Origin of the sequence: Candidatus Accumulibacter sp. ACC012 (assembly GCF_907163155.1) — a bacterium.
GTDB classification, from domain to species: domain Bacteria; phylum Pseudomonadota; class Gammaproteobacteria; order Burkholderiales; family Rhodocyclaceae; genus Accumulibacter; species Accumulibacter delftensis.
In genome coordinates this window covers 86,311-107,504 of record NZ_CAJQUC010000016.1, presented here as the reverse complement: position 1 = coordinate 107,504, position 21,194 = coordinate 86,311, and the positions used below count along the sequence as shown (strand labels likewise).

General features: G+C 65.2%; 17 protein-coding genes. 6 read left to right on the top strand and 11 right to left on the bottom strand.

From position 1 onward, the window contains the following. Window positions 1-540 (top strand): hypothetical protein, encoded by a 540-nt coding sequence (locus tag QZ648_RS16300; RefSeq protein ID WP_169068059.1) that lies wholly within the window; start codon window positions 1-3, stop codon window positions 538-540. Here the strand turns inward: QZ648_RS16300 and fliR are convergent. The 11 genes from fliR to QZ648_RS16245 all read right to left on the bottom strand — a co-directional run bounded on the left by fliR (window position 537) and on the right by QZ648_RS16245 (window position 11,043). Beyond that, window positions 537-1,322, bottom strand: coding sequence for a flagellar biosynthetic protein FliR (gene fliR / locus QZ648_RS16295; protein ID WP_291997680.1), 786 nt, complete (start codon window positions 1,320-1,322; stop codon window positions 537-539). The genes QZ648_RS16300 and fliR overlap by 4 nt on opposite strands. Before the next feature lie 7 nt (window positions 1,323-1,329). After that, on the bottom strand, window positions 1,330-1,599 hold the full coding sequence (gene fliQ, locus QZ648_RS16290) for a flagellar biosynthesis protein FliQ (RefSeq protein ID WP_042331677.1): 270 nt from the start codon (window positions 1,597-1,599) through the stop codon (window positions 1,330-1,332). Beyond that, window positions 1,596-2,366 carry a flagellar type III secretion system pore protein FliP gene (gene fliP / locus QZ648_RS16285; protein WP_291997679.1) on the bottom strand — a complete coding sequence of 257 codons (771 nt, stop codon included), beginning with the start codon at window positions 2,364-2,366 and terminating at the stop codon, window positions 1,596-1,598. Before fliP ends, fliQ begins: the two co-directional genes overlap by 4 nt. Continuing rightward, on the bottom strand, window positions 2,353-2,805 hold the full coding sequence (fliO, locus tag QZ648_RS16280) for a flagellar biosynthetic protein FliO (RefSeq protein WP_248595581.1): 453 nt from the start codon (window positions 2,803-2,805) through the stop codon (window positions 2,353-2,355). Before fliO ends, fliP begins: the two co-directional genes overlap by 14 nt. A 183-nt stretch (window positions 2,806-2,988) precedes the next feature. Next, on the bottom strand, window positions 2,989-4,194 hold the full coding sequence (mnmC, locus tag QZ648_RS16275; protein WP_291997678.1) for an FAD-dependent 5-carboxymethylaminomethyl-2-thiouridine(34) oxidoreductase MnmC: 1,206 nt from the start codon (window positions 4,192-4,194) through the stop codon (window positions 2,989-2,991). Between the two features lie 19 nt (window positions 4,195-4,213). Next, window positions 4,214-5,728: a lysine--tRNA ligase gene (gene lysS / locus QZ648_RS16270; RefSeq protein WP_291997677.1), complete on the bottom strand. Its 1,515-nt coding sequence runs from the start codon at window positions 5,726-5,728 to the stop codon at window positions 4,214-4,216. Window positions 5,729-5,761: 33 nt separating this feature from the next. Continuing rightward, the gene (locus QZ648_RS16265) at window positions 5,762-6,271 is read right to left on the bottom strand and encodes an Ivy family c-type lysozyme inhibitor (RefSeq protein WP_291997676.1); all 510 of its coding nucleotides are present in this window, start codon (window positions 6,269-6,271) and stop codon (window positions 5,762-5,764) included. Window positions 6,272-6,274: 3 nt separating this feature from the next. Continuing rightward, window positions 6,275-7,379 (bottom strand): peptide chain release factor 2 gene (prfB, locus tag QZ648_RS16260; RefSeq protein WP_169068055.1). Its coding sequence is split into 2 segments (ribosomal slippage): window positions 6,275-7,297 and window positions 7,299-7,379, totalling 1,104 coding nucleotides; the frame shifts between segments, so codons are not numbered across the junction. A gap of 581 nt (window positions 7,380-7,960) precedes the next feature. Beyond that, window positions 7,961-8,200, bottom strand: a complete 240-nt coding sequence (locus tag QZ648_RS16255) for a hypothetical protein (RefSeq protein WP_291997675.1) — start codon at window positions 8,198-8,200, stop codon at window positions 7,961-7,963. Between the two features lie 27 nt (window positions 8,201-8,227). Next, window positions 8,228-9,973 carry a single-stranded-DNA-specific exonuclease RecJ gene (gene recJ / locus QZ648_RS16250; protein ID WP_291997723.1) on the bottom strand — a complete coding sequence of 582 codons (1,746 nt, stop codon included), beginning with the start codon at window positions 9,971-9,973 and terminating at the stop codon, window positions 8,228-8,230. Next, complete coding sequence (locus QZ648_RS16245) at window positions 9,973-11,043, bottom strand: hypothetical protein (protein WP_169068053.1); 1,071 nt, start codon at window positions 11,041-11,043, stop codon at window positions 9,973-9,975. Before QZ648_RS16245 ends, recJ begins: the two co-directional genes overlap by 1 nt. A 215-nt stretch (window positions 11,044-11,258) precedes the next feature. On the opposite strand from QZ648_RS16245, the gene QZ648_RS16240 reads away from it, so the two are divergent. The 5 genes from QZ648_RS16240 to QZ648_RS16220 all read left to right on the top strand — a co-directional run bounded on the left by QZ648_RS16240 (window position 11,259) and on the right by QZ648_RS16220 (window position 21,169). Next, on the top strand, window positions 11,259-12,506 hold the full coding sequence (locus QZ648_RS16240) for a lipoprotein-releasing ABC transporter permease subunit (protein WP_169068052.1): 1,248 nt from the start codon (window positions 11,259-11,261) through the stop codon (window positions 12,504-12,506). Continuing rightward, entirely contained in the window at window positions 12,499-13,185 is a 687-nt protein-coding gene (gene lolD, locus QZ648_RS16235) for a lipoprotein-releasing ABC transporter ATP-binding protein LolD (protein ID WP_169068051.1), read from the top strand. Before QZ648_RS16240 ends, lolD begins: the two co-directional genes overlap by 8 nt. 85 nt (window positions 13,186-13,270) lie before the next feature. Next, entirely contained in the window at window positions 13,271-15,292 is a 2,022-nt protein-coding gene (locus QZ648_RS16230) for a methyl-accepting chemotaxis protein (RefSeq protein ID WP_169068050.1), read from the top strand. 48 nt (window positions 15,293-15,340) lie between these two features. After that, on the top strand, window positions 15,341-17,710 hold the full coding sequence (locus QZ648_RS16225; protein WP_169068049.1) for a DNA internalization-related competence protein ComEC/Rec2: 2,370 nt from the start codon (window positions 15,341-15,343) through the stop codon (window positions 17,708-17,710). A 171-nt stretch (window positions 17,711-17,881) separates the two neighbouring features. Then, window positions 17,882-21,169 carry a ligand-binding sensor domain-containing diguanylate cyclase gene (locus tag QZ648_RS16220; protein ID WP_291997674.1) on the top strand — a complete coding sequence of 1,096 codons (3,288 nt, stop codon included), beginning with the start codon at window positions 17,882-17,884 and terminating at the stop codon, window positions 21,167-21,169. The last annotated feature ends 25 nt before the right edge of the window (window positions 21,170-21,194 follow it).

Genomic DNA, 21,194 nt, shown 5'->3' with positions numbered 1-21,194 from the left:
ATGCCCAGGCTCCTCCCGGCCGGTCTTTTTCTCGCGACCCTGTTGGCGGGCTGTGGCACGGTCGACGTGCAGCCGCCCGCGCGGGCGGTGAGCAATCCCCCGGACAGCCGCTATGCGCAGTCGCCCGATCCGACCGTCAGCGTCGAGCCTGGCAAGGCTATCGCCCTGGTCGGGGCGGTGGGCTATGCCGCCTCCGCCTATACCGGGCCGGCGGCGAATCTGGGCATGGCCGCTGCCGGCGCGATCATCGCCTATGTGGTTTACGATCCGCTGGCACCGAACTGGACTATCGAAGAGCAGATGGTCGCTAGCGACACCTACCTGCTGTCGATGCGCGCCAAGAGTTTCCGCACTGGCGGCGATGGTGAGTCCGGATTGATCCTCAAGCGACGAGCGCTACAGTTGCAGCGCAAACATGGCTTCCTGGGCTTCCGGATTCTCGACTATTCCGAGGGTGTCGAGTCGAGCACGCCTTTTACGCATCGCTACGCGGAAGGCACGTTCCAACTGGTCCGAAGTGATCCTGAGAAGGTGGATTAGCGCGCGGCTGGCGAGAAATTGCCGAGCATGGCCTGCAGCCCGTACTCAAAAATCTGCTGTATGGGTTGGCTCAGATACGACAGACCGAACACCAGTCCGGCGAAGCCGAGAGTGATGGTCAGCGGAAAGCCGATGACGATCAGGTTGAGTTGCGGCGCGGCGCGGCTGAGGATGGCCAGCGCCAGGTTGGTGACTAGCAGCGCGACAAGAATGGGGAGCGCCAGGAGCAGGCCCGACGAGAAGATCAGCGCACCGGAACGCGCCAGCTGCAACCAGCTGCCCGTTTCCGGCAGTGCTGCACCGATGGGGATGGCGGTAAAGCTGTGCGTCAAGGTGGCGATGACCATCAGGTGGCCGTTGATGGCCATGAAAATCAGCAGTGCCAGCAGCCCCAGGAACTCCGAGACCACCCCGGTCTGACCGGCGGTCAGTGGGTCGTAGGCGGTGGCGAAGCCGAGGCCCATCTGCAGGCTGATCATGCTGCCCGCCAGGTCGACTGCGGCGAGCACCAGGCGTACGGCGAAACCCATGGCAAAGCCGATGAGCATTTGTTGCGCGAGGATCAGCAGACCTGCACCCGACGCCGGGTCGACGGCGGGCATCGGCGGCAGCGCCGGGGCGATGGCCAGGGTGATCGCCAGGCCAAGGATCAGCCGGATGCGGACGGTCAGGGCGGGGTTATTGAACGGCGGCGCGCTGACCAGGACGGCGAGGACGCGTGCCAGCGGGAAGAAGAAGGCGACGATCCAGGCGTTGATCTCGGCCGAGCTCAGGCTGATCATCGCTGGCCTAGCCGACCAGTAGAGGAATGCTTTCGAACAGTCGGCGCACGTAGTCGACCATCAGCCCCAGCATCCACGGGCCGGCCAGGAGCAGGATCAGGAATACCCCGACCAGCTTGGGAATGAAGGACAGTGTCTGCTCGTTGATCTGCGTCGCGGCCTGAAAAACACTGACGATCAGGCCAATCAGCAGCGCCGCGAGGAGCAGTGGCGCGGCCAGCAGCAAGGTCATCTCGACCGCCTGGCGTCCAATATCCATGACCAGTTCGGGCGTCATGTGGCGAAACTGGCCACCAGTGAGCCGAGGATCAGATGCCAGCCGTCGACGAGCACGAAGAGCATCAGCTTGAAGGGCAGGGCGATCATCACCGGCGACATCATCATCATGCCCATCGACATCAGCACGCTGGCGACGACCATGTCCACGATCAGGAAGGGAATGAAGATGATGAAGCCGATCTGGAACGCCGTTTTCAGCTCGCTGGTGACGAAGGCCGGGACCAGCAGACGCATCGGAATGTCGTCGGCAGACTGGAAGCGGGGCGCGTTGGCCATGCGCGCGAAGAGCGCGATATCCGTTTCGCGCGTCTGCTTGAGCATGAACTTGCGCAGCGGTACGGCGCCGCGTTCGATCGCCTGCAGGTAGGTGATCTTGTTTTCCGACAGCGGTTGATAGGCTTCGCTATAGACGCTGTCGAGCACTGGCGACATGATGAAAAAAGTCAGGAAAAGCGCCAGACCGAGCAGCACCTGATTGGGCGGTGAGGTTTGCGTCCCCAGCGCATGCCTGAGCAGCGACAGGACAATGATGATCCGGGTAAAGCTGGTCATCATCAGCAGCGCTGCCGGGATGAAGGTCAGTGCCGTCAGCGTCAGCAGGGTCTGCACCGACAGCGTGAAGGTCTGGCTGCCAGCCGCGCCCGGGGTGCTGGTCAGCGCCGGCAGGCCGCCGGCCTGGGCCCAGGCCGCCAGCGGCGCGAGCAAACCCAGCACCGCCAGTAGCGCGAGCAGGAAGCCACCGCGGCTGCGTCTAGCGGCCTTCATTCTTGCGCTCGGCGACCTGCTTGAGCCATTGCGAGAAAGGCTTTTCGCCGTCGCCGGTCGATGGCAACTCACCTTTCGGTAGCGTATGCAAGGTTCGAATCTGGCCCGGCACCAGGCCGACAACGAGCCAGGTATCACCAACCTCGACCAGCACGATGCGTTCTCTGCTGCCGATGATCAGACCGCCAACGACGCGCATCGGGCCATTGCTGCCGAAACCACGGCCGCCGTTGAGCCGGCGCAGAAAGTAGGCGGCCAGAAACAGAACAGCGATGACCAGGGCCAGTCCGAGAACGCTTTGCAGCATCGTCGCCAGCGACAGGCCAGGGGGCTCGGGAAGCGCGGTCTGCGCCAGCGTGCTGCCCGAAAACAGCGCGCACAGCAGCCAGCACGCATTAAGCGTCGGGTGGTAAACAAAGGGCTTGAGGTGTCGAAGCAAGAGGGGCCGCCGGCTCAGAATGCTGCTCGCTATCTTAAAGCAAGCGTGGCGAAGCGCATACGCCGTGCTTCGCAAAGTTCGTTGGGGAAGGGCCGCTTCGCGAAAGGCTGGCAGTGTGCGGGTGATCTATTTCAGTCGCAGCAGAGAAGCCGGGGTGGTCTTGCTCACGCTCCAGGCGACGGTTCACCGCTCTCTTTCGACGCGCTGCCGCCGGCTTCGGCCGCGCAGGAGAAAGCGGCCGGGGTCGACGGCGTCGACCAGATCATCGGGCAGCGGCAGGGGGGCGGCGGTGACCATGCAGGCGAGCAGTTCGCCGGCGAGAGCCGACCAGACGATGCCGCGGGCGCCGAAGCCGTTGATCAGGTAGAGACCTGGCAGGCGCGGCATTTCGGAGAGTGCTCGGGAGGGGGCGTCGGGGTCGATCGCTGCGGCGTCGCCAATGGCGCCGATCATCGGCAGGCGATCGGGGGATAGTGGGCGGAAGCCGACGCGGCCGGCAAGGTCGCGTGCCTGAATCCCATTGCCGTAGCCGGGCAGGATGAAGTCGAGTTTGGCCAGGTTTTCGGCGTGGTCGCTTTCGCGCAGCGCGGCTTCGCCATCATCGACGCTGAAAGTGGCGCCAGCGCAGCGCAGGCCGTCGATGGCTGGAGTCACGTAGCCGAGGCGGCAGACGACGACGTCAGGCGCCGACCCTGCTGTTGCGGCGAGATGTGAAACCTGTCCGCGGGCGGCGCGCAGGGGCAGATGGGCGGTAACGGCGAAATGTCGGGCGGTCGTCGCATTGGCGAGGATCAGTACCGGTGCTGCGGCGATGACGTCGCCGGCGGCGTTGCGGGCGCGCCAGAGATCGGCCGGGCGGTCGATCTGCGCCACCGCAGCGGCGTAGTGGGCAGTGATGGCTGTGGCGTAGCGGGCGAGATTGGCGCGGCACAGCGACCCCGGATCGACCCAGCCTCCGCCGGGGAACCACCAGCCGCCGCTGGCCACCGGCCAGGCGGCGAGTTTCCGCGCCTGCTGACGATCGACGAAGTAGAGTTGATCGGCTGCCGCCTTCCGGATCTCGACGACCCGTTGCTGGGTGGCCGCGTGCGTTTCGTCGCGGGCCAGATGCAGGACGCCCGTCTGTCCCCAGCGCAGGGCTTGGCCGGCGGCGGTCAAGGCTGCGAAATGGCGGCAGGCGTGTTCGAAGCCGGCCCGGGTCAGCCGCGCCAGGCGGTTATCGTCGAGCGAGGGCAGCGGGCGCAAGACGCCGGCGACGTTGCCCGAGGCGCCCTGGGCGGGCGCGTGGGCGCGCTCGATGAGGTCGATTTTCCAGCCGCGCGCGGCCAGGCGTTCGGCGGCGCTGCTGCCGGCCAGGCCGGCGCCGATGACGATTGCGTGCTGGTTCATGGCCGGCTGGGCAGGCGATCTACTCGGGTCGCATTTGCGGGAAGAGGATCACGTCGCGAATGTTCGCCGAGTCGGTGAGCAGCATGATCAGGCGGTCGATGCCGATGCCGCAACCGGCGGTTGGCGGCAGGCCGTATTCGAGCGCGCGGACGTAGTCGGCGTCGTAGTACATCGCTTCCTCGTCGCCGGCGTCCTTGGCTTTGGCCTGTTCGAGAAAACGGGCCGCCTGATCCTCGGGGTCGTTCAGCTCGGAGAAGCCGTTGGCGATTTCGCGGCCGGCGATGAACAGCTCGAAGCGCTCGGCGATTTCCGGGTTGCTGTCGCTGCGTCGGGCCAGGGGGCTGACCTCGGCCGGGTAGTCGATGATGAACGTCGGGTCCCACAGGCCGGCTTCGGCGGTCTCTTCGAAGAGCAGTAGCTGCAGGGTGCCGAGGCCGGCGGTAGCAGCCACCTCGACTTTCATCTCGCTCAGCTTCGCGCGCAGCCAGGCGGCGTCATTGAGCTGCTCGACGCTGTAGCCGGGATGGTCCTTGCGGATCGCCTCGATGATCGTCAGGCGCGCAAAAGGCTTGGCGAAGTCGAGGGTCCGGCCCTGGTAGGCGAAGATTTCGCTGCCCAGCGCCTCGCGCGCGCTGTGGCGCAACAGCCCTTCGGTGAAGTTCATCAGGCGGCGATACTCGGAGTACGCCTCGTAGAACTCCATCATCGTGAATTCGGGGTTGTGCCGCGGGCTGATGCCTTCGTTGCGGAAGTTGCGATTGATTTCGAAGACTTTTTCGAGCCCGCCGACGACCAGGCGCTTGAGGTATAGCTCCGGCGCGATGCGCAGGAAAAGCTCCATGTCGAGGGCGTTGTGGTGCGTCTTGAAGGGTTTCGCCGAGGCCCCGCCGGGGATCGGATGCATCATCGGCGTTTCGACTTCGAGGAACCCGTCGTTGACCATGTAGCTGCGGATCGACTGCACGATGCGACTGCGTACGGCGAAAGTGAAGCGTGAGCGCTCGTTGGTGATCAGGTCGACATAGCGCATGCGGTACTTCTGTTCCTGGTCGGTCAGGCCGTGGAACTTCTCCGGCAGCGGCCGCAGCGACTTGGCCAGTAGCCGTACTTGCGAGCATTCGACGGTCAGTTCGCCGCTGCGGGTGCGGAAGAGGGTGCCGACAGCGCCGACCATGTCGCCCATGTCCCAGCGTTTGAAAGCCGCGTAGGCTTCTTCGCCGATCAGGTCGCGGCTGACGTAGGCCTGGATGCGTCCCGAAAGGTCCTGCAGGGTGATGAACGAGGCCTTGCCCATCACCCGCTTGAGCATGATGCGACCGGCGACGCGTACTTCGACCGGCAAGGCGGCGAGCTCTTCGCGGTCTTTTTCCTCGTACAGTGCGATGATTTTGCCGGCGGTGTTCTCGCGCGCGAAGTCGTTCGGATAGGCGCTGCCGGTCTGCCGCCATTCGGCGAGCTTGGCGCGTCGTTCGGCAATGATGCGGTTTTCGTCGTGCTGCGCGGAGCTATCCTGCGCGGTATCGGTGTCGGGCATGATGGCGGTCGGTCTCGGGTGATCAGCGGGTTATCACTGTTTTGCGGGGTTGGCCAGGGTCTGCGCATCGGTGGCTGCACGCTCGAGCAGGAAAGCGCCGATGGCCTGGGCCGTGGCCTTGTCGGCAGGCATGCCGTACCAGCGTGAAAACGCGGTACGCGTGTCGCCCGGATTGTCGCTCGCTGGCGGCAGGTAGAAAAGGCCGCTGGCGCGCCCGCTTTGCGGGTCGAAGAGGATGTAGAGGTGTTCGTCGAGGCAGCCGGCGGAGCTGCACGCCGAGGTCAAGATGTAGCCGGTGCCGTTGATGTCGACGCGCTCGGCGCGCTTGCCGGCAGCGAGTCGCTGCGTCCATGCCGGGAAGTCGAGTTCGCCGACCGCGCTGCGGTAGGCTTTGGCAAACTCCGGCTTAGTCTTGAGCAGCGCTTCCGGCTGCTGGCCGACATAGGCGTCGAGCGAGCTGTCGACCGCGGCGGCGAAGTTCGGCACGAAGCTTGGCACAAGCAGCAGGCTGGCCAGGGCGATGGTGAGGAAGGGTCGTGGCATGGGTCAGACTCCCTGTTTGAGGCTTGCTTCGATGAACTGATCGAGGTCGCCGTCGAGCACGCCCTGCGTATTGCCGACCTCGACGTTGGTCCGCAGGTCCTTGATTCGCGACTGGTCGAGAACGTAGGAGCGGATCTGGTGGCCCCAGCCGATATCGGACTTGGCGTCTTCGAGTTTCTGCTGCTCGGCCTGGCGATTGCGCATTTCAGCCTCGTAGATGCGCGACTTGAGCATGGCCATTGCTTCGGCCCGGTTGCGGTGCTGCGAGCGATCGTTCTGGCACTGGACAACGATATTCGTCGGCAGGTGCGTGATGCGTACCGCCGAATCGGTCTTGTTGATGTGCTGGCCGCCGGCGCCGGACGCCCGGTAGGTATCGATGCGCAGGTCGGACGGGTTGATGTCGACCTCGAAGGAATCGTCGATTTCCGGGTAGGCGGTTACCGAGCAAAAGCTGGTGTGGCGGCGGGCGTTCGAGTCGAAAGGCGACTTGCGCACCAGACGGTGAATGCCGGTCTCCGAGCGCAGCATGCCGTAGGCGTACTCCCCGTTGAGCTTGATGCTGGCCGTCTTGATGCCGGCAATGTCGCCTTCTGACTCCTCGAGCACTTCCACCGCGTAGCCTTTGCGTTCGCCGTAGCGCACATACATACGCAGCAGCATGGCCGCCCAGTCCTGCGCTTCGGTACCGCCGGCGCCGGCCTGGATGTCGACAAAACAATTGAGCGGGTCGGCGGGGTTGTTGAACATGCGCCGGAACTCAAGGCCGGCGACATCCTTCTCGATGCCGTCGATGTCGGCCGTAATCGCCAGCAGCGTTTCGTCATCATCTTCTTCGCGGGCCATGGCGAACAGTTCGCCGGCGTCGCGCAGGACCTTACCGACCGTATCCAGCGTCAGCACGATATTTTCGAGCGAGCGCTTCTCGCGGCCCAGTTCCTGCGCGCGCTCGGCGTCGTCCCAGACTTTCGGATCTTCGAGTTCTAGAGAGACGGCCTTGAGTTCATCGGCTTTCTGATCGTAGTCAAAGATACCTCCGCAGTTCGGCGGCCCGCTGACCGAGGTCGTCGAGTCGGTTTTCGATGAGGTTGAGCTGTTCGGCTTCCATGTTTTCTCTGATCGCTTGAAGAATGAACCGCCCATTATATACGTCCGCCGCCAGCTGCCGGGCGGCAGCTTCGGCGCGTGGGCGCGCGACAGCTTCGCCGCTGTTCACGAGTGGTGGTGCGTCAGGGCACGCTCGCCCTGCTTGGCCACTTCGCTTGCGCAGGGCAAAGCAAGCCCCGTCTTGTGCCTGGACGAATATGGTTTGAGTTCTGATATTAGTGGGATTTCTTGTTATCCTAAGGCGCGGGCCGAAGTCGGGACGTCTCGCTGTGGTCGGCTCCACCACGCTCTTGACGATGCACTACGAACTGCGTGCTCTGACATTCAGAGTGGTCAAGAAAAAGAAACTGATCTCGGGAGGAAAGCATGTTGATCTGGCTGATTGTTCTTTCTTGCGTGCTTGGCGTCGTCGCCTGGTCTCGACGCGCGCGCGCGCGACCGACGTCGACAAGGGAAAAGTCAGTGCCCTATTCCCAGCTGCCCTTCCGTGGCGTCGTGATAAGACAGGGGAGCCATACCTGTGCCGCGGTACGGAAACTTGCAGGGACACGATTTCTCGCCAAAGAGGCGCCGCGTTTGCCGTTAAATGACTGTAACGTGGTAGCTTGTCAATGCCGCTTCGCCCACTTCGACGACCGCCGTGAAGACGATCGCCGACGGACACACGCCTTGCAGCGCGGCTTCGTGGACGCCGTGGGAAAAAGCGAACGTCGCGCCGACACTGACCGCAGAAGCGCCGTGGAGTGCGCCTGAGCTGTAGCTATTGCTGCCTCGGCGGTCGCGGTCGCGTCGCGAGACCACGGGCAGACTGGGCCAGCGCACCGCCGCGCCTGCTCGTCCGCGGCTGGTTCACGCCGAGGGGTTCTCGATATGCTCGATCATCAACTGCGGCGTCTGCACGCCGTTGTAGTCGTTGATGGCCAGCCGGTAGGCGGCGCGGATGGTGTTTCCCGGGGTGTGGGAAAAGTTGAACTGGATGGCGTCCAGCCTTTGTGCGCCTTTGCGCAGGCGCAGCTTGAGATGCTTGTCCTTGAGGATGCGCTGGCTTTCGACGACGAAATCGTCCTCGAACAGCGGTGGCGGGAAACCCTGGCCCCAGACTTCGGCTTCGAGCAGGCGGGCAGTGGCGATCGAGTAGTAGCCTGATTCGAGGCCGCCGTCGGTTTCCAGGGTGCGCGTGCGGTCGGCCGGGGCCAGCAACTCCTCGGCGACCTGCGCGAAGAGTTCGCGAAAACGCGGCAAATCGCACTCCTTGATGGTCACGCCGGCGGCCATGGCGTGGCCGCCGAAGCGTAGCAGCAGGCCGGGTGCGCGTTTGCCGACCAGGTCGAGCGCGTCGCGCAGATGCAGACCGGGGACCGAGCGGCCAGAGCCCTTGATTTCGCCACCGTCCCCCTCGCCGCGGGCGAAGGCGAAAACCGGTCGGTGCAGCCTTTCCTTGATGCGCGCGGCGACGATGCCGACGACTCCCTGGTGCCAGTCGGCGTCAAAAAGCGAAACGCCGACTGCTGCCGAGTGCGGGTCCGCAGGCATGGTGGCCGCGGCATCGGCGCCGGCTTTTTCGATCAGCAGCAGCGCCTGCTCCTGCATGCCGGCCTCGATTTCGCGGCGCTCGCGATTGAGGGCATCGAGTTGCTGGGCGATATTCATCGCCCGTCCCGGGTCGTCGGTGATCAGGCATTCGATGCCCAGCGACATGTCGGCAAGGCGACCGGCGGCGTTCAGGCGCGGGCCGATGATGAAACCGAGGTCGCTGCTCGAGGCCTGTGTCGGGGTGCGTCCGGCGGCACGAAAAATGGCCGCGATGCCGGGCGTCAGCCGACCCTGGCGGATGCGCTGCAGGCCCTGACTGACCAGCACGCGGTTGTTGTGGTCGAGCTTGACGACGTCGGCGACGGTGCCCAGCGCGACCAGGTCGAGCAGGGTCGCCAGCTTCGGTTCGCGGCGGCCGCTGGCTGCCGCGAACCAGTCGCGCTGGCGCAACTCGGCGCGCAGCGCCAGCATCACGTAGAACATTACGCCGACGCCGGCCAGTGCCTTGCTCGGGAAGTCGCAGCCGGGCTGGTTGGGGTTGACGATGCATGCGGCGGCGGGCAGTTCGTCACCTGGCAGGTGGTGATCGGTGATCAGCGTGGCAATGCCCAGTTCGCGGGCGCGGGCGACGCCGTCGACGCTGGCGATGCCGTTGTCGACGGTGACGATCAGGTCGGGACTGCTTTTCGCCGCCAGGTCGACAATGTCCGGCGACAGGCCGTAGCCGTAGGTGAAGCGGTTGGGGACCAGGTAATCGACGCGGGCGCCGAAGGCGCGCAGCGCGCGGATGCCGACCGCGCAGGCGGTCGCGCCGTCACAGTCGTAGTCGGCGACGATGAGAATTTTCGCTTGCCGGGCGATGGCGTCGGCGAGCAGGACCGCGGCCTGGGCCGCGTGCGTCAGGCGCGTGGGTGGCAGCAGCGACGGGAAGTCGTAGTCGAGTTCGCTGCGCATGACGATGCCGCGCGCCGCGTAGATGCGCGCCAACAGGGGGTGCAGGCCCTGTTGTTCGAGTTGCCACTGGACGCGCGGCGAGACGCGACGGCTGTGCAGGGTGGTCATCACTTGCCCCGGGCGAGCGCTTGCGCGGTTGCCGCCAGCGGCTGCGGACGACGCCACAGTTGCCATTGCTCGCCGCGGCCGCTTTCCCAGGCCAGCGCCGCGTAGGCGGTCGCGGCTTCAAGGCGCAGGCGTTTGAGCCTGCCGCTGGCGAGTGCTTTCTGCACGGGCGCAAACCAGTGTTTGTCGAGCCTGGCCAGTTCTTTGCCGTAGGCGTCGGCGTCTTCGTACTGCACGGGGCGCTGCAGCGTGTCGAGAATCACCAGTTGTCGGCTGCCGGCCGGTGCTTGCGCGAGCAGCGCGCCGAGGTCGGCGGGCAGTGGCTGCATCGGGATGCCGTAAGCGCGGCCCAGGCCGCAGGCCAGTACGTCTGCGCCCCAGATGCCGGCGAAATTGCCGGCACCGGCGCTGCTGTTCGCTGCGGCTTGCGCGCCAGCGCCCCACAACCACAGGCTGTTGATCGTCGAGCGGCCGGCCTCCTCGCGTTTTTCGTTGGCCGGCTGCCCGTAGAGAACCATTTGCACTTCGTTGAGCAGTTGCCGCAGGTGGCGCGCCTCCGGGGTTTCCGGCAACTGCCGGCCAAGCTTGCGACCGGCGACGACCGACAGCGGCGGGACGTCGAAATGGCCCAGATCGGTTTCGCCAGCGAGCTGCAGATACCAGCGATCGGCCGTGGCGACATGGAAAGTGCCGACATCTGCGAACTGGCGATTGAGTTCGGCGATGAGTTCCCGCGCCTCGTCGAGGCTGATGTCGAGACTGCTACCGTCGGCAAGAATGAGTTTTTCCTGGTGCAGGCGCAGATGTACCGGGTCGGCACAAAGCCAGCACGGGTCGGCGCCGGCGGCGGGCGGTGCCTGACTCTCGCCGAGGATCCGGAAAGCCGCCCAGGGAACGCTGCCGCTGAGGCCGAAGGCGTCGCCGAGCGTTGCTTCGAAGGACTGTGGCGCCCGTCGCTGCAGGCGACTGCGCGCGATCAGCGTGTTCAGTCCGGGGCAGGCGAGGGCGTCGAAAGTTTCGCGGTCGTCGGGTTCGGGCCAGACGAGTTCGGGGACGACAAGAGTGAGCTGCATGCGGGTGGGCCGGAGGAGGCGAGACAGTGGAGGAAGCGCTGGGCGAGAAGGCGGGCGAGACAACGGACGGATGGCGTGAGCGCGGCCAGCGTAGCCCGAGGAGTGTGGAATGCTTGAATGCTTGAACGGGCAGCCGCTAGCCGAAAAAGTGTAGCATAGCGGCTTTGCCGTTTCGGCGCTTCGCAGCACCAACCTGAGATGAGTTCCCGCCGCTGATGGCCCTTCCTTACGAGCTGCTGATCGGCCTGCGCTACACGCGCGCCAAAAAGCACAATCACTTCATTTCCTTCATCTCGCTGATTTCCATGCTTGGCATCGCCCTCGGGGTCGCCGCGCTGATTGTCGTGCTGTCGGTGATGAACGGCTTTCAGACCGAGCTCCGCTCGCGCATTCTGGCCGTCGTCTCGCACGTCCAGATCACCGGCGGCAGCGGCGAAATGGCCGGCTGGCAAGCGGTCGCCGAGCAGGCAGCCGGACAGCCACACGTGCTCGCCAGCGCGCCCTTCGTGCAGGCACAGGCGATGCTTACCTCCGGGCAGGCAGTGCGCGGCGCCCTGGTGCGCGGCATTCTGCCCGACCAGGAAGACCGGGTCGCCGATTTTCGCCCGCACATGAAGAGCGGCAAGCTCGACGATCTGACTCCCGACAGCTTCAACATCGTCCTCGGCAGCGAACTGGCGCGCGCGCTCGACGTCCGCGTTGGCGACCGGGTGACGCTGATCGCACCGCAGGGCGTGGTGACGCCGGCCGGGGTGATCCCGCGGCTGAAGACTTTCAACGTCGTCGGCCTGTTCGAAGTTGGTATGTACGAGTACGACAGTGGCCTGGCGCTGATTGACCTCGCCGACGCACAGCGTCTGTATCGCATGGACGATCGTGTTTCCGGCGTGCGCCTGAAGCTCGACGATCTGTTCAAGGCGCCGCAGGTGTCGCGCGCCCTGGCCGGTTCCCTGCCGATCAACGCCTTCATCAGCGACTGGACGCGCAGCCACGCCAATTTCTTTCGCGCCGTACAAATCGAGAAAAACATGATGTTCATCATTCTCTCGCTGATCGTCGCCGTCGCGGCGTTCAACATCGTGTCGACGCTGGTCATGGCGGTGACCGACAAACAGGCCGACATTGCCATTCTGCGCACCCTCGGTGCCAGCCCGATGAGCATCATGATGGTGTTCATCGTGCAGGGCGCGCTGATCGGCTTCATTGGCCTCGGCCTTGGTGTCGCCGGCGGCGTTGCCCTGGCCCTCAACGTTGATGTCGTGGTGCCCTTCATCGAGCGCCTGCTCGGCACACAGTTTCTCGCCAAGGAGGTTTATTACATCTCGAACCTGCCCTCTGAACTACAGTGGAGCGATGTGACGACGATCGTCGGCGTTGCTTTCGTGCTCGCACTGGTGGCGACGATCTATCCGAGCTGGCGTGCGAGCCGGGTCAATCCAGCGGAAGCCCTGCGTTATGAGTGAGCCGGTTCTGGCCTGTCAAGGGCTGAGCAAGATCTATCGCCAGGGCGATAGCGAAGTCGAGGTGCTGCTCGGCGTCGATCTTGAGATCCAGGTCGGCGAACGCGTGGCCATCGTCGGCGCCTCCGGTTCGGGCAAGAGCACCCTGCTGCATCTCCTCGGTGGCCTGGACGCGCCGAGCGCTGGCAGCGTGCAGTTGATGGGTAAGGATCTGAACAGCATCAGCGACGCGCAACGAGGGACGCTGCGCAATCACCACCTTGGTTTCGTCTATCAGTTTCATCACCTGCTGGCCGAATTTACTGCCCTCGAGAACGTCGCCATGCCGCTGATCATTCGCCGCCTGCCGAGGGCGGAAGCAGAAGCGCGGGCCGCAGCGATACTCCGCGAAGTCGGTCTCGGCCACCGCTTGCAGCACACGCCCTCGGAACTGTCCGGGGGTGAGCGGCAGCGGGCGGCGATCGCCCGCGCGCTGGTTACCGAGCCGGCGTGCGTGCTCGCTGACGAGCCGACCGGCAACCTCGATCGGCAAACCGCCGCCGGCGTCTTCGAGCTGATGCTGGCGCTCAACCGCTCGCGGCAAACCAGTTTCGTCGTCGTCACCCATGACCCGGCACTTGCCGGCCGTGCCGAACGCATCCTGACCCTGAACGACGGCCGCTTGCAGCCCTCTGACGGCTGAGATTCTGCCTGGCGCGCCAATCGCCTAAAGTTTCGGCGCCTGCTGCCGTTAAGGGTCTTGCGGCACCTTTTGGAGACGGATCATCATGCAGACCCTGTTCGCCCCGGCCATTGCCCTGCTCAACCGCCTTGGTTATACGAAGAAGTTCACGGTGATGGGGATGCTGGCGTTGATCGCGATCGGTCTCCTCGGGGCGAATCTCTACCGTTCCGAGCAGCGGGTAATCGACCGTTCGCAGCAGGAGTTGGCCGGTCTTGAAACGATCAAGCCGATCGCCATTCTGGTGCAGCATCTGCAGGTCCATCGCGGGCTTTCGTCAGGGGTTCTCAATGGCGACGAGAGGATGGAATACCGGCGCGCAGGCAGGGAAACGGAAGTCAAGGAAGCGCTGCAGGCCGTCACTGCGAGCTTGCCGCCACAATCGGCCGCGTCTGCTTCATGGCAGAAGCTCGTCGCCGCGTGGGGGACCATCCAGCAAGGAGGCCTCAAGCTGGGGGTACGCGAGAATTTTCTGCGCCACACCGCGCTGATCGATGAACTTGCCCGCTTCCAGCGCGCCATCGCCGATCAGAATTCCCTGACCAACGATCCTGACATCGACTCCAGCTATCTCATTGATACACTGGTTGACGAGTTGCCGCTGGCGCTGGAGAACATGGGCCAGCTGCGCGCCATGGGCACCGGCGCCTTGGCCCGGAAAGAACCGCTGGCGATGGCGCAGCGGGTCGAACTGGCCGCAGCACTGGGCAGGCTCAATTCAGCCGTGGATGGTCTGCGGCGAAATATCGCCAAGACCTCGCACTACAATCCCGGCTTGCAGTCGGCGCTCGACGCTGCGGCTAAGGACATGGGCGCGGCGGCGGAAGAGTTCGGCACCATGGTGAACGACGACATCCTCAGCGAGCGCTACGAGATGCTGCCGGCGGTCTATTTTGCGGTGACGACGCGGGTGATCGAGAAGGGTTACAAGGAGATGTTCGACAGCCTTTTCCCGACCCTCGAACAAGTGCTGCAGCAGCGCCTACAGCGAGCACAGCGGGAATTGGGCATCAGTATTGCCGTTACCGCGCTCATTCTGCTGATCTACGCTTACGTGTCGATCGCTTTCTATTTGGCGACGATTGGCAGTATCAAGCGCCTGGCAGCGAATGCGCGAATGATTGCCACCGGCGATCTCAGCGTCAGGGTGGATCTCGGTACTCGTGACGAGCTGAGGCTGGTTGGCGACAGCCTGAACGAAATGACCGAGGGTTTTCGTGTCCTGATCCAAAAGGTCCAGCGCAGTGCCGGCGAGGTGCTCGGGGCCACCCAGAACCTTGCTGCCTCGGCGGGGAATATTACCAGCAGCAGCACACAGCAGAGCGATGCCGCTTCGGCAATGGCGGCGGCGGTGGAAGAAATGACGGTGGGCATCGAAAACCTCTCCGCCAGTGCCCAGGACGCCAATCAGCTGGCCAGCCGCGCTGGCGAGCTGGCGACCGACGGCAGTCGCGTCGTCGGTGACGTAGTGCACGAGATCGAGCGCATTGCGGAGATCGTGAACCACGCGGCGTCGGTCATCGCCGACTTGGGTGGGCGCTCGGAGAAGATCTCGGCGATCGTCAATGTGATCAAGGAAATTGCCGATCAGACCAACCTGCTGGCGCTCAACGCGGCGATCGAAGCGGCGCGCGCTGGCGAGTCGGGGCGCGGTTTCGCGGTCGTCGCCGACGAGGTGCGCAAGCTGGCCGAGCGGACGACGCGCTCGACGAAGGAGATCTCGAGCATGATTGACGCCATTCAGAACGGCTCTCGTGATGCCGTGAGCAGCATGCAGCTGGGCGTTAGCCGTGTCAGCGCGGGCGTCGCGCTGGCCACGCAGGCCGGCGACGCGATCGGCGAAATTGGCGGCAATGCCAGCAAGGTGGTGGACAGCGTGGCGCATATCTCGAGCGCACTGCGCGAACAGAGCGTCGCCAGCGCCGAGATTGCCCGCAACGTCGAGCGTGTTGCCCAGATGGCCGGGGAGAACTGCGCGGCGGTGGCTGGCAATGCCGGTACAGCGGCACAGCTGGAAAGCCTTTCGCAAGGCCTCGACGCCGAAGTTCGCCGCTTCAAACTCGCCTGACTCCCCTTGAAGTGCGCGCGTGACGGCAGTTTTCCGTTCTAATGGCGCATGCGCGCCAACATTCTCGCCTTCGCCATGGGGGTCGGGCTTCTCCAGACCCGGGGAAGTTTGCCGCCTTTCGCGCTGGTCGTGGCGATGTTTTTCGGCGCTTCCGCCTGGCTGATCTGGGCGGGTGCTCGTCGGCAGCTGGCACCGCTTGCCTGGCGGAGCATTTCGGTTCTGGCCTGCGCCGTGCTGGGTCTGGCGTGGGCAGCACTGCTCGCCGAGCAGCGCCTGCAGGAGCGCTTGCCGGCCGAGTGGGAAGGTCGTGACCTGCAGATCGTCGGGGTGGTCGCCGGCTTGGCACAGGACTTCGAGAACGGCGAGCGCTTCGCTTTTGTCGTCGAGTCGGTGGAGTCGGTGGAGTCGGTTGCCTCGCCGCAGGCACGGGTGCCGCCGCGAATCATGCTCTCCTGGTACCACGGCCAGCGCGCCGACGAGCGCTACGAAGCGCTGACCGCAGTGCCCGCCGCAGTGCCCAGCACTCGTCCGGGCGAGCGCTGGCGGTTCACCGTGCGCCTGAAAAAGCCGCACGGCAATGCCAATCCGCACGGTTTCGACTACGAGGCCTGGCTCTTCGAGCGCGGCCTGCGGGCGACAGGCTATGTGCGCCCGAAAGGCGTGGCGCAGCGCCTCGATGACTTCGTTGTCGGGCCGGGCTATGCGATCGAGCGCCTGCGCGAGCGGATTCGCCGCTCTTTCCGCGCGGCCTTGCCGGAGGCGCCCTACGTGGGGATTCTTGCCGCGCTGGCGATCGGCGATCAGCAGGCGATTTCGACAGAGCAGTGGCACGTCTTCCGGCAGACCGGCGTCACCCATTTGATGTCGATATCCGGGCTGCACGTGACCATGGTCGCCGCGCTCTTTGCGGCACTGGTCGGCTGGCTCTGGCGGCGCAGCGAAGGCTTGATGTTGTGGCTGCCGGCAGCGAAGGCAGCGATCGCCGCCGGCTGGCTGGCCGCTTTCGGCTACGCCCTGCTCGCCGGTTTTGCCGTACCGACGCAGCGCACGCTCTACATGTTGAGCGTGGTGGCGCTGGCGCTATGGTCGGGGCGTAACCTCGGCGCCAGCCGCAGCCTCCTGCTGGCCTTGTTGCTGGTACTGGTGCTTGATCCCTGGGCGGTTCTCGCGCCGGGTTTCTGGCTTTCGTTCGCGGCGGTGGGGGTGCTCTTTTTTGTCGGTACGGCGCGGCTCGGAGCGCGGCCTGGCTGGCGTGCGACACTGGCTCGCTGGGGGACGACGCAATGGGCGGTGACGGTCGGTACGCTGCCCTTGTTGTTGCTCCTCTTTCAGCAATTTTCGCTGCTCTCGCCGCTGGCCAATGCCCTGGCCATCCCGGTGGTCAGCTTCCTGATCACTCCGCTCGCCCTGATCTATGCCCTCGTCCCCTGGCCGCCGCTACTGCAGCTCGACCACTGGCTGTTGTCGCTGCTGATGATCGTTCTGGAATGGCTGGCGCGCTGGCCGCTCTGGCAACAGCCGGCACCGCCGCTGCTGGCCACGCTGCTGGCCCTGATCGGGGTGCTGTGCCTGCTGCTGCCGCGCGGCTTTCCGGCACGCTGGCTCGGTTTCTGCCTGCTGCTGCCGGCGGTGTTCTGGCCGGCAGCACGACCCGCGCCCGGCGACGCCTGGGTCGATGTGCTCGATGTCGGCCAGGGGCTGGCGGTTGTCGTGCGCACCGCCGAGCACACCCTGCTCTACGATACCGGGCCGCTGTACAGCGCCGAGTCCGACGCCGGGCAGCGCATCGTCCTCCCCTACCTGCGAGCGATCGGCGTCGACCGGCTCGATGCGCTGATCGTCACGCATCGCGACAAGGATCATTCGGGCGGCCTGGTCGCCATCCGGGAAGCCTTGCCGGTCGGCCGCCTGCTCAGCTCGCTGCCGGAACTGGACGGTGAGCGCTGTGCGGCCGGCCAGAGCTGGGAGTGGGATGGCGTTCGCTTCACGATGCTGCACCCTGACGCCGCCGCTTACCAACTCCAGAGCGCCAAAACCAACAACATGAGCTGCGTGCTGCGCCTGGAAAATGCCTCCGGGAGCATGTTGCTCAGCGCGGACATCGAGGCTCGCGACGAGCAGGAACTGCTTGATCGTGCGCCCGAGCTCTTGCGCAGCGAAGTCCTGCTGGTGCCGCATCACGGCAGCGGCACCTCGTCGACGCCGGCGTTCATTGCCGCCGTTGGCGCCCGTGACGTGATCATTCCCGTTGGCTACCGCAACCGCTACCAGCATCCACGGCCGGATGTCCTTGCGCGCTATGCCGGAAGTCGCGTGTGGCGCAGCGATGCCGACGGCGCGGTGCGCATCGAGCTTGCCGGCGGCGTGGCGCTTGCCGCGTATCGCAGCGAACATCGGCGTTACTGGTATGGACAGTGAGCAGAATGGGCAGCGCACAGCCAGCTGACCCACGGCTGCTTGTCGCCGACCTGCTTGCCAAGCCAGAGCACTGACCCCGGTAGGGTCTTGGCGGCTACAATGTGGCATGTCTGCGAGATCACCATTGCCCGGAGCGTGCGCGTCTGTTCGCTCACCCCGTAGCGCCGCCCGATGAAGCTGCTGGGGCTCTTGCTGCTCACCGTCACGGCGCTGCACGCCGACCCCCTGCTTCCCCTCAACGTCGACAATCCGCTGGCCGAGCCGCGTTTCGAGTCGGTGGGGGTCGGCATCATTCCGCGCGCTGTCGTGCCGACGATGGTCCAGGACCGGGCCGGGTTCTTGTGGGTGGCGACCGGCGACGGTCTGGTGCGCTTTGACGGTTATCGCTTTCGTGCGCAGGAGCGTGAGAGTGCGGACCCGGCGGCGCGCAACCTGGGCTGGATCCGCGCCCTGCTCGCCGGCAGCGATGGTCGTCTGTGGGTAGGTACCGAATGGGATGGCCTGGCGGTCTATGACCCGGCGACCGAGCGTGTCACTTCCTGGCGCGGCGACAGCAAGCAGAACGCCGGCGTGCTGCCGACCATCCGCGCCCTGGCCGAGGATCGCGACGGCAGTATCTGGGCGGGTAGCGAGGGCGGCGGCCTGGATCATTTCGAGCCGAGCAGCGGCCGTATCGTCAACTACCGACATTCGCCGCAGCCGGGAAGCCTGCCCGATGATCGCGTGCAGGCACTGCTGATCGACGACCAGGGCTCGCTATGGGTGGGTACCTGGGCCGGCTTGAGCCGCCGCAAGGCGGCTAGTGATCGCTTCGAGGCGGTCTTCTCAAGCGACGGGGACGGCCATGCGAGCCTCGCCGGGCGCATCGTGCAGGCCTTGTTCCAGGCATCGGACGGGCGTATATGGGTGGGCACGCAGCAGGGCGATGTGGCGATCGTCGACCCGGCGACGGACAAGGGCCTGTTCCTCGACTACGCGCAGGACATTGCCAACCAGGGCGCCGTTTCCAGTCTGGTCGAGGCTTCGGGCGGGCAAATGTGGGTCGGTCGATCGACCGGCATCGATTTGCACACGGTCGCCGACGGCCGTCTTGTGCAGCGCTTGCGGCACGATGCGCGCCAGCGCTCGGGTCTGGCGGGCAACGAAGTGACGGCGCTGCTCCGCGATCAGGCCGGCCTGATCTGGGTGGGCGGTTTTGGTGTCGGTCTGCAGCGCCATGATCCGAATAACCAGAGCATCTGGTTGCGCGGCGCCGATGCGCAAGTCGGTAGCCCCTTTTTTCAGGCCGACGTGCGCAGCCTGCTGCAAGTCGATAATGGCGAAATCTGGGCGGCGACCAACAAGGGCGGCGTGGCGGTCATGGACAGCCTGCTGCGGGTGACCGGCGCGCTGTGGCCGCGGACGCCGAAACAGGCGCTGGCGGCCAGCCAGGCAGAAGGGCAGCCGTCGCCGCCGGTACGCGTCGAGGCCATGGCCCAGGCCGGCGATGGCAGCGTCTGGCTGGGGGCCGATTCAATGCTCTATCAGTTCGGCCAGGATCATCGGCAACTGCAAACGCTGCCGCATGCTGGCGGCCTGGTACGACGTTTGCTCGCCGCCAGAGATGGCTCACTTTGGGTGGCTACGCAGGATGGCGTCTTCCGCTGGCGGCCCGGTTCCGCCGAAGTCGTGCGCATCAGTCAGCCGCAGGGGCAAGCGTTGCGCGCCGATATCAATGCCCTTGCCGAGGCGTCTGATGGGAGCGTTTGGGTGGGTAGCGGCAAGGGGCTGTTTCGCGTTGCTGCTGGTGGCGACGAGCTGTTGCCGGTCGAAGCGCCCGCCGGCGCCGGCCTTGGCAACCCTAGTGTCATTGGACTTCTCTTCGACAGCCAGCAGACGCTGTGGGTGGACACGGCCGTGAGTGGCCTGCATCGGATGCGCAGTTGGGATGGCCGGCAGGCAGTTTTCGAGCGCGTCAGCGAACGCCATGGCATCGTCGGCCGGCCGTTTGGTGGCAATTTGCAGGAAGATGCGCGCGGACGCATCTGGACGCAGATGTACGTTTACGATCCCGCCAGCGACCGGCTCGACGAGTTGACTGCCGCCGACGGTGCCGATCTGGGCACCGGCTGGTTTCTATCACGGGCCAAGACGCTTGATGGGCGACTACTGTTTGGCGGCAGCAAGGGCATTCTGGTGGTCAGGCCCGAGCGCTTCGACGCCTCGGCCTACGCACCGCCGTTGTTGATCGCCGAGTTGACCATCAACGGCCAGCGCCAGTCGGCCGGAGGAATCCTCGACGGCATCGAACTGGCGCCCGAGCAGCGCAGCTTCAGCCTGGCCTTTACGGCGGTCGATTTCAGCGACTCGGGGCGTGTGCGCTATGCCTACCAACTGCAGGGTTTCGATCCTGACTGGATCGAAACTAGCGCCGATTCCCGGGTCGCCAGTTACAGCAATCTGTACCCTGGTGATTACCTTCTGCGCGTGCGCGCCAGTAATCGCAGCGGCGCCTGGAGTCCGCATGAACTGGCGATCAAGGTGCATGTGCTGCCCGCCTGGTGGCAAAGCTGGTGGTTTCGGCTGCTCGTGCTGGGCCTGCTGCTGGCCATGGTGAACGCGCTGGTGCGCTTGCGAACCCGTCATCTGCGCCTGCACGAGATGGAACTGACACAAATGGTGCACGCGCGCACGGCCGAACTGGAGGCCCTGGCGCTGGCGCTGCAGCGAAAGTCGGTCGCCCTGGAAGAATCGAGCCTGACCGACCCCTTGACCGGTTTGCGCAACCGCCGCTTCCTGACTCAGCACATCGAGGCCGATGCCGCCCTGGCGGTGCGCGAGTACGAGAGTCACTTCAAGTACGGAGCAAAGTTGCGGGAGGATGCCGGCTTGATATTCTTCCTGTTCGACATCGATTGCTTCAAGCACGTCAACGACCGCTATGGCCATGCCGCGGGCGACGCGGTGATCCGGGAAATGAGCGCGCGATTGGTGCGCGTATTTCGCGACACCGATTACCTGATTCGCTGGGGTGGTGAAGAGTTCCTCGTCGTGGCGCGAGCGACACCGCGCTCGCACGCGGCCGAACTTGCCGAGCGGGCGCGGGCGGCGGTGGCCGATCAGGCTTTCCAACTGGACGACGGCCGCTTCCTGTCGAAGACCTGCTCGATCGGCTTCTGCTGCTTTCCACTGTCAATCCAGCATGCCGCCACTCTGGACTGGGCTAGCGCCGTCAATATCGCCGATGCGGCGCTCTACGCCGTCAAGGGCGCGGGTCGCAATGGCTGGCTGGGAGCGCTCAGCGCCGGTGGTGAGTCGGCCGAAGCCTTGCTTGCCCGGTCGCGCAGGCCTCTGGCTGAGTGGACGCGCTCGGGTGGCTTGAAGCTCGTCTGCTCGCCGCATCACGACGGTCTGCGGGCAGCCGGTTTTCCGAACACGCTGTCCTCGACCGAGATCAACTCAGCTGCCGCCGTGGAGTGAGCCTGGGCTTGTCGGCGCGCTTGCG

What these genes read in the sequence shown, in the direction of transcription:
- lolD (WP_169068051.1), top strand. Translation starts at nt 12,499, where the DNA reads ATGAGTGAGCCGGTTCTGGCCTGTCAAGGGCTGAGCAAGATCTATCGC.
- recJ (WP_291997723.1), bottom strand. Translation starts at nt 9,973, where the DNA reads ATGACCACCCTGCACAGCCGTCGCGTCTCGCCGCGCGTCCAGTGGCAA.
- QZ648_RS16245 (WP_169068053.1), bottom strand. Translation starts at nt 11,043, where the DNA reads ATGCAGCTCACTCTTGTCGTCCCCGAACTCGTCTGGCCCGAACCCGAC.
- QZ648_RS16240 (WP_169068052.1), top strand. Translation starts at nt 11,259, where the DNA reads ATGGCCCTTCCTTACGAGCTGCTGATCGGCCTGCGCTACACGCGCGCC.
- fliQ (WP_042331677.1), bottom strand. Translation starts at nt 1,599, where the DNA reads ATGACGCCCGAACTGGTCATGGATATTGGACGCCAGGCGGTCGAGATG.
- QZ648_RS16265 (WP_291997676.1), bottom strand. Translation starts at nt 6,271, where the DNA reads ATGCCACGACCCTTCCTCACCATCGCCCTGGCCAGCCTGCTGCTTGTG.
- fliP (WP_291997679.1), bottom strand. Translation starts at nt 2,366, where the DNA reads ATGAAGGCCGCTAGACGCAGCCGCGGTGGCTTCCTGCTCGCGCTACTG.
- QZ648_RS16220 (WP_291997674.1), top strand. Translation starts at nt 17,882, where the DNA reads ATGAAGCTGCTGGGGCTCTTGCTGCTCACCGTCACGGCGCTGCACGCC.
- mnmC (WP_291997678.1), bottom strand. Translation starts at nt 4,194, where the DNA reads ATGAACCAGCACGCAATCGTCATCGGCGCCGGCCTGGCCGGCAGCAGC.
- lysS (WP_291997677.1), bottom strand. Translation starts at nt 5,728, where the DNA reads ATGCCCGACACCGATACCGCGCAGGATAGCTCCGCGCAGCACGACGAA.
- QZ648_RS16230 (WP_169068050.1), top strand. Translation starts at nt 13,271, where the DNA reads ATGCAGACCCTGTTCGCCCCGGCCATTGCCCTGCTCAACCGCCTTGGT.
- fliR (WP_291997680.1), bottom strand. Translation starts at nt 1,322, where the DNA reads ATGATCAGCCTGAGCTCGGCCGAGATCAACGCCTGGATCGTCGCCTTC.
- QZ648_RS16225 (WP_169068049.1), top strand. Translation starts at nt 15,341, where the DNA reads ATGCGCGCCAACATTCTCGCCTTCGCCATGGGGGTCGGGCTTCTCCAG.
- QZ648_RS16300 (WP_169068059.1), top strand. Translation starts at nt 1, where the DNA reads ATGCCCAGGCTCCTCCCGGCCGGTCTTTTTCTCGCGACCCTGTTGGCG.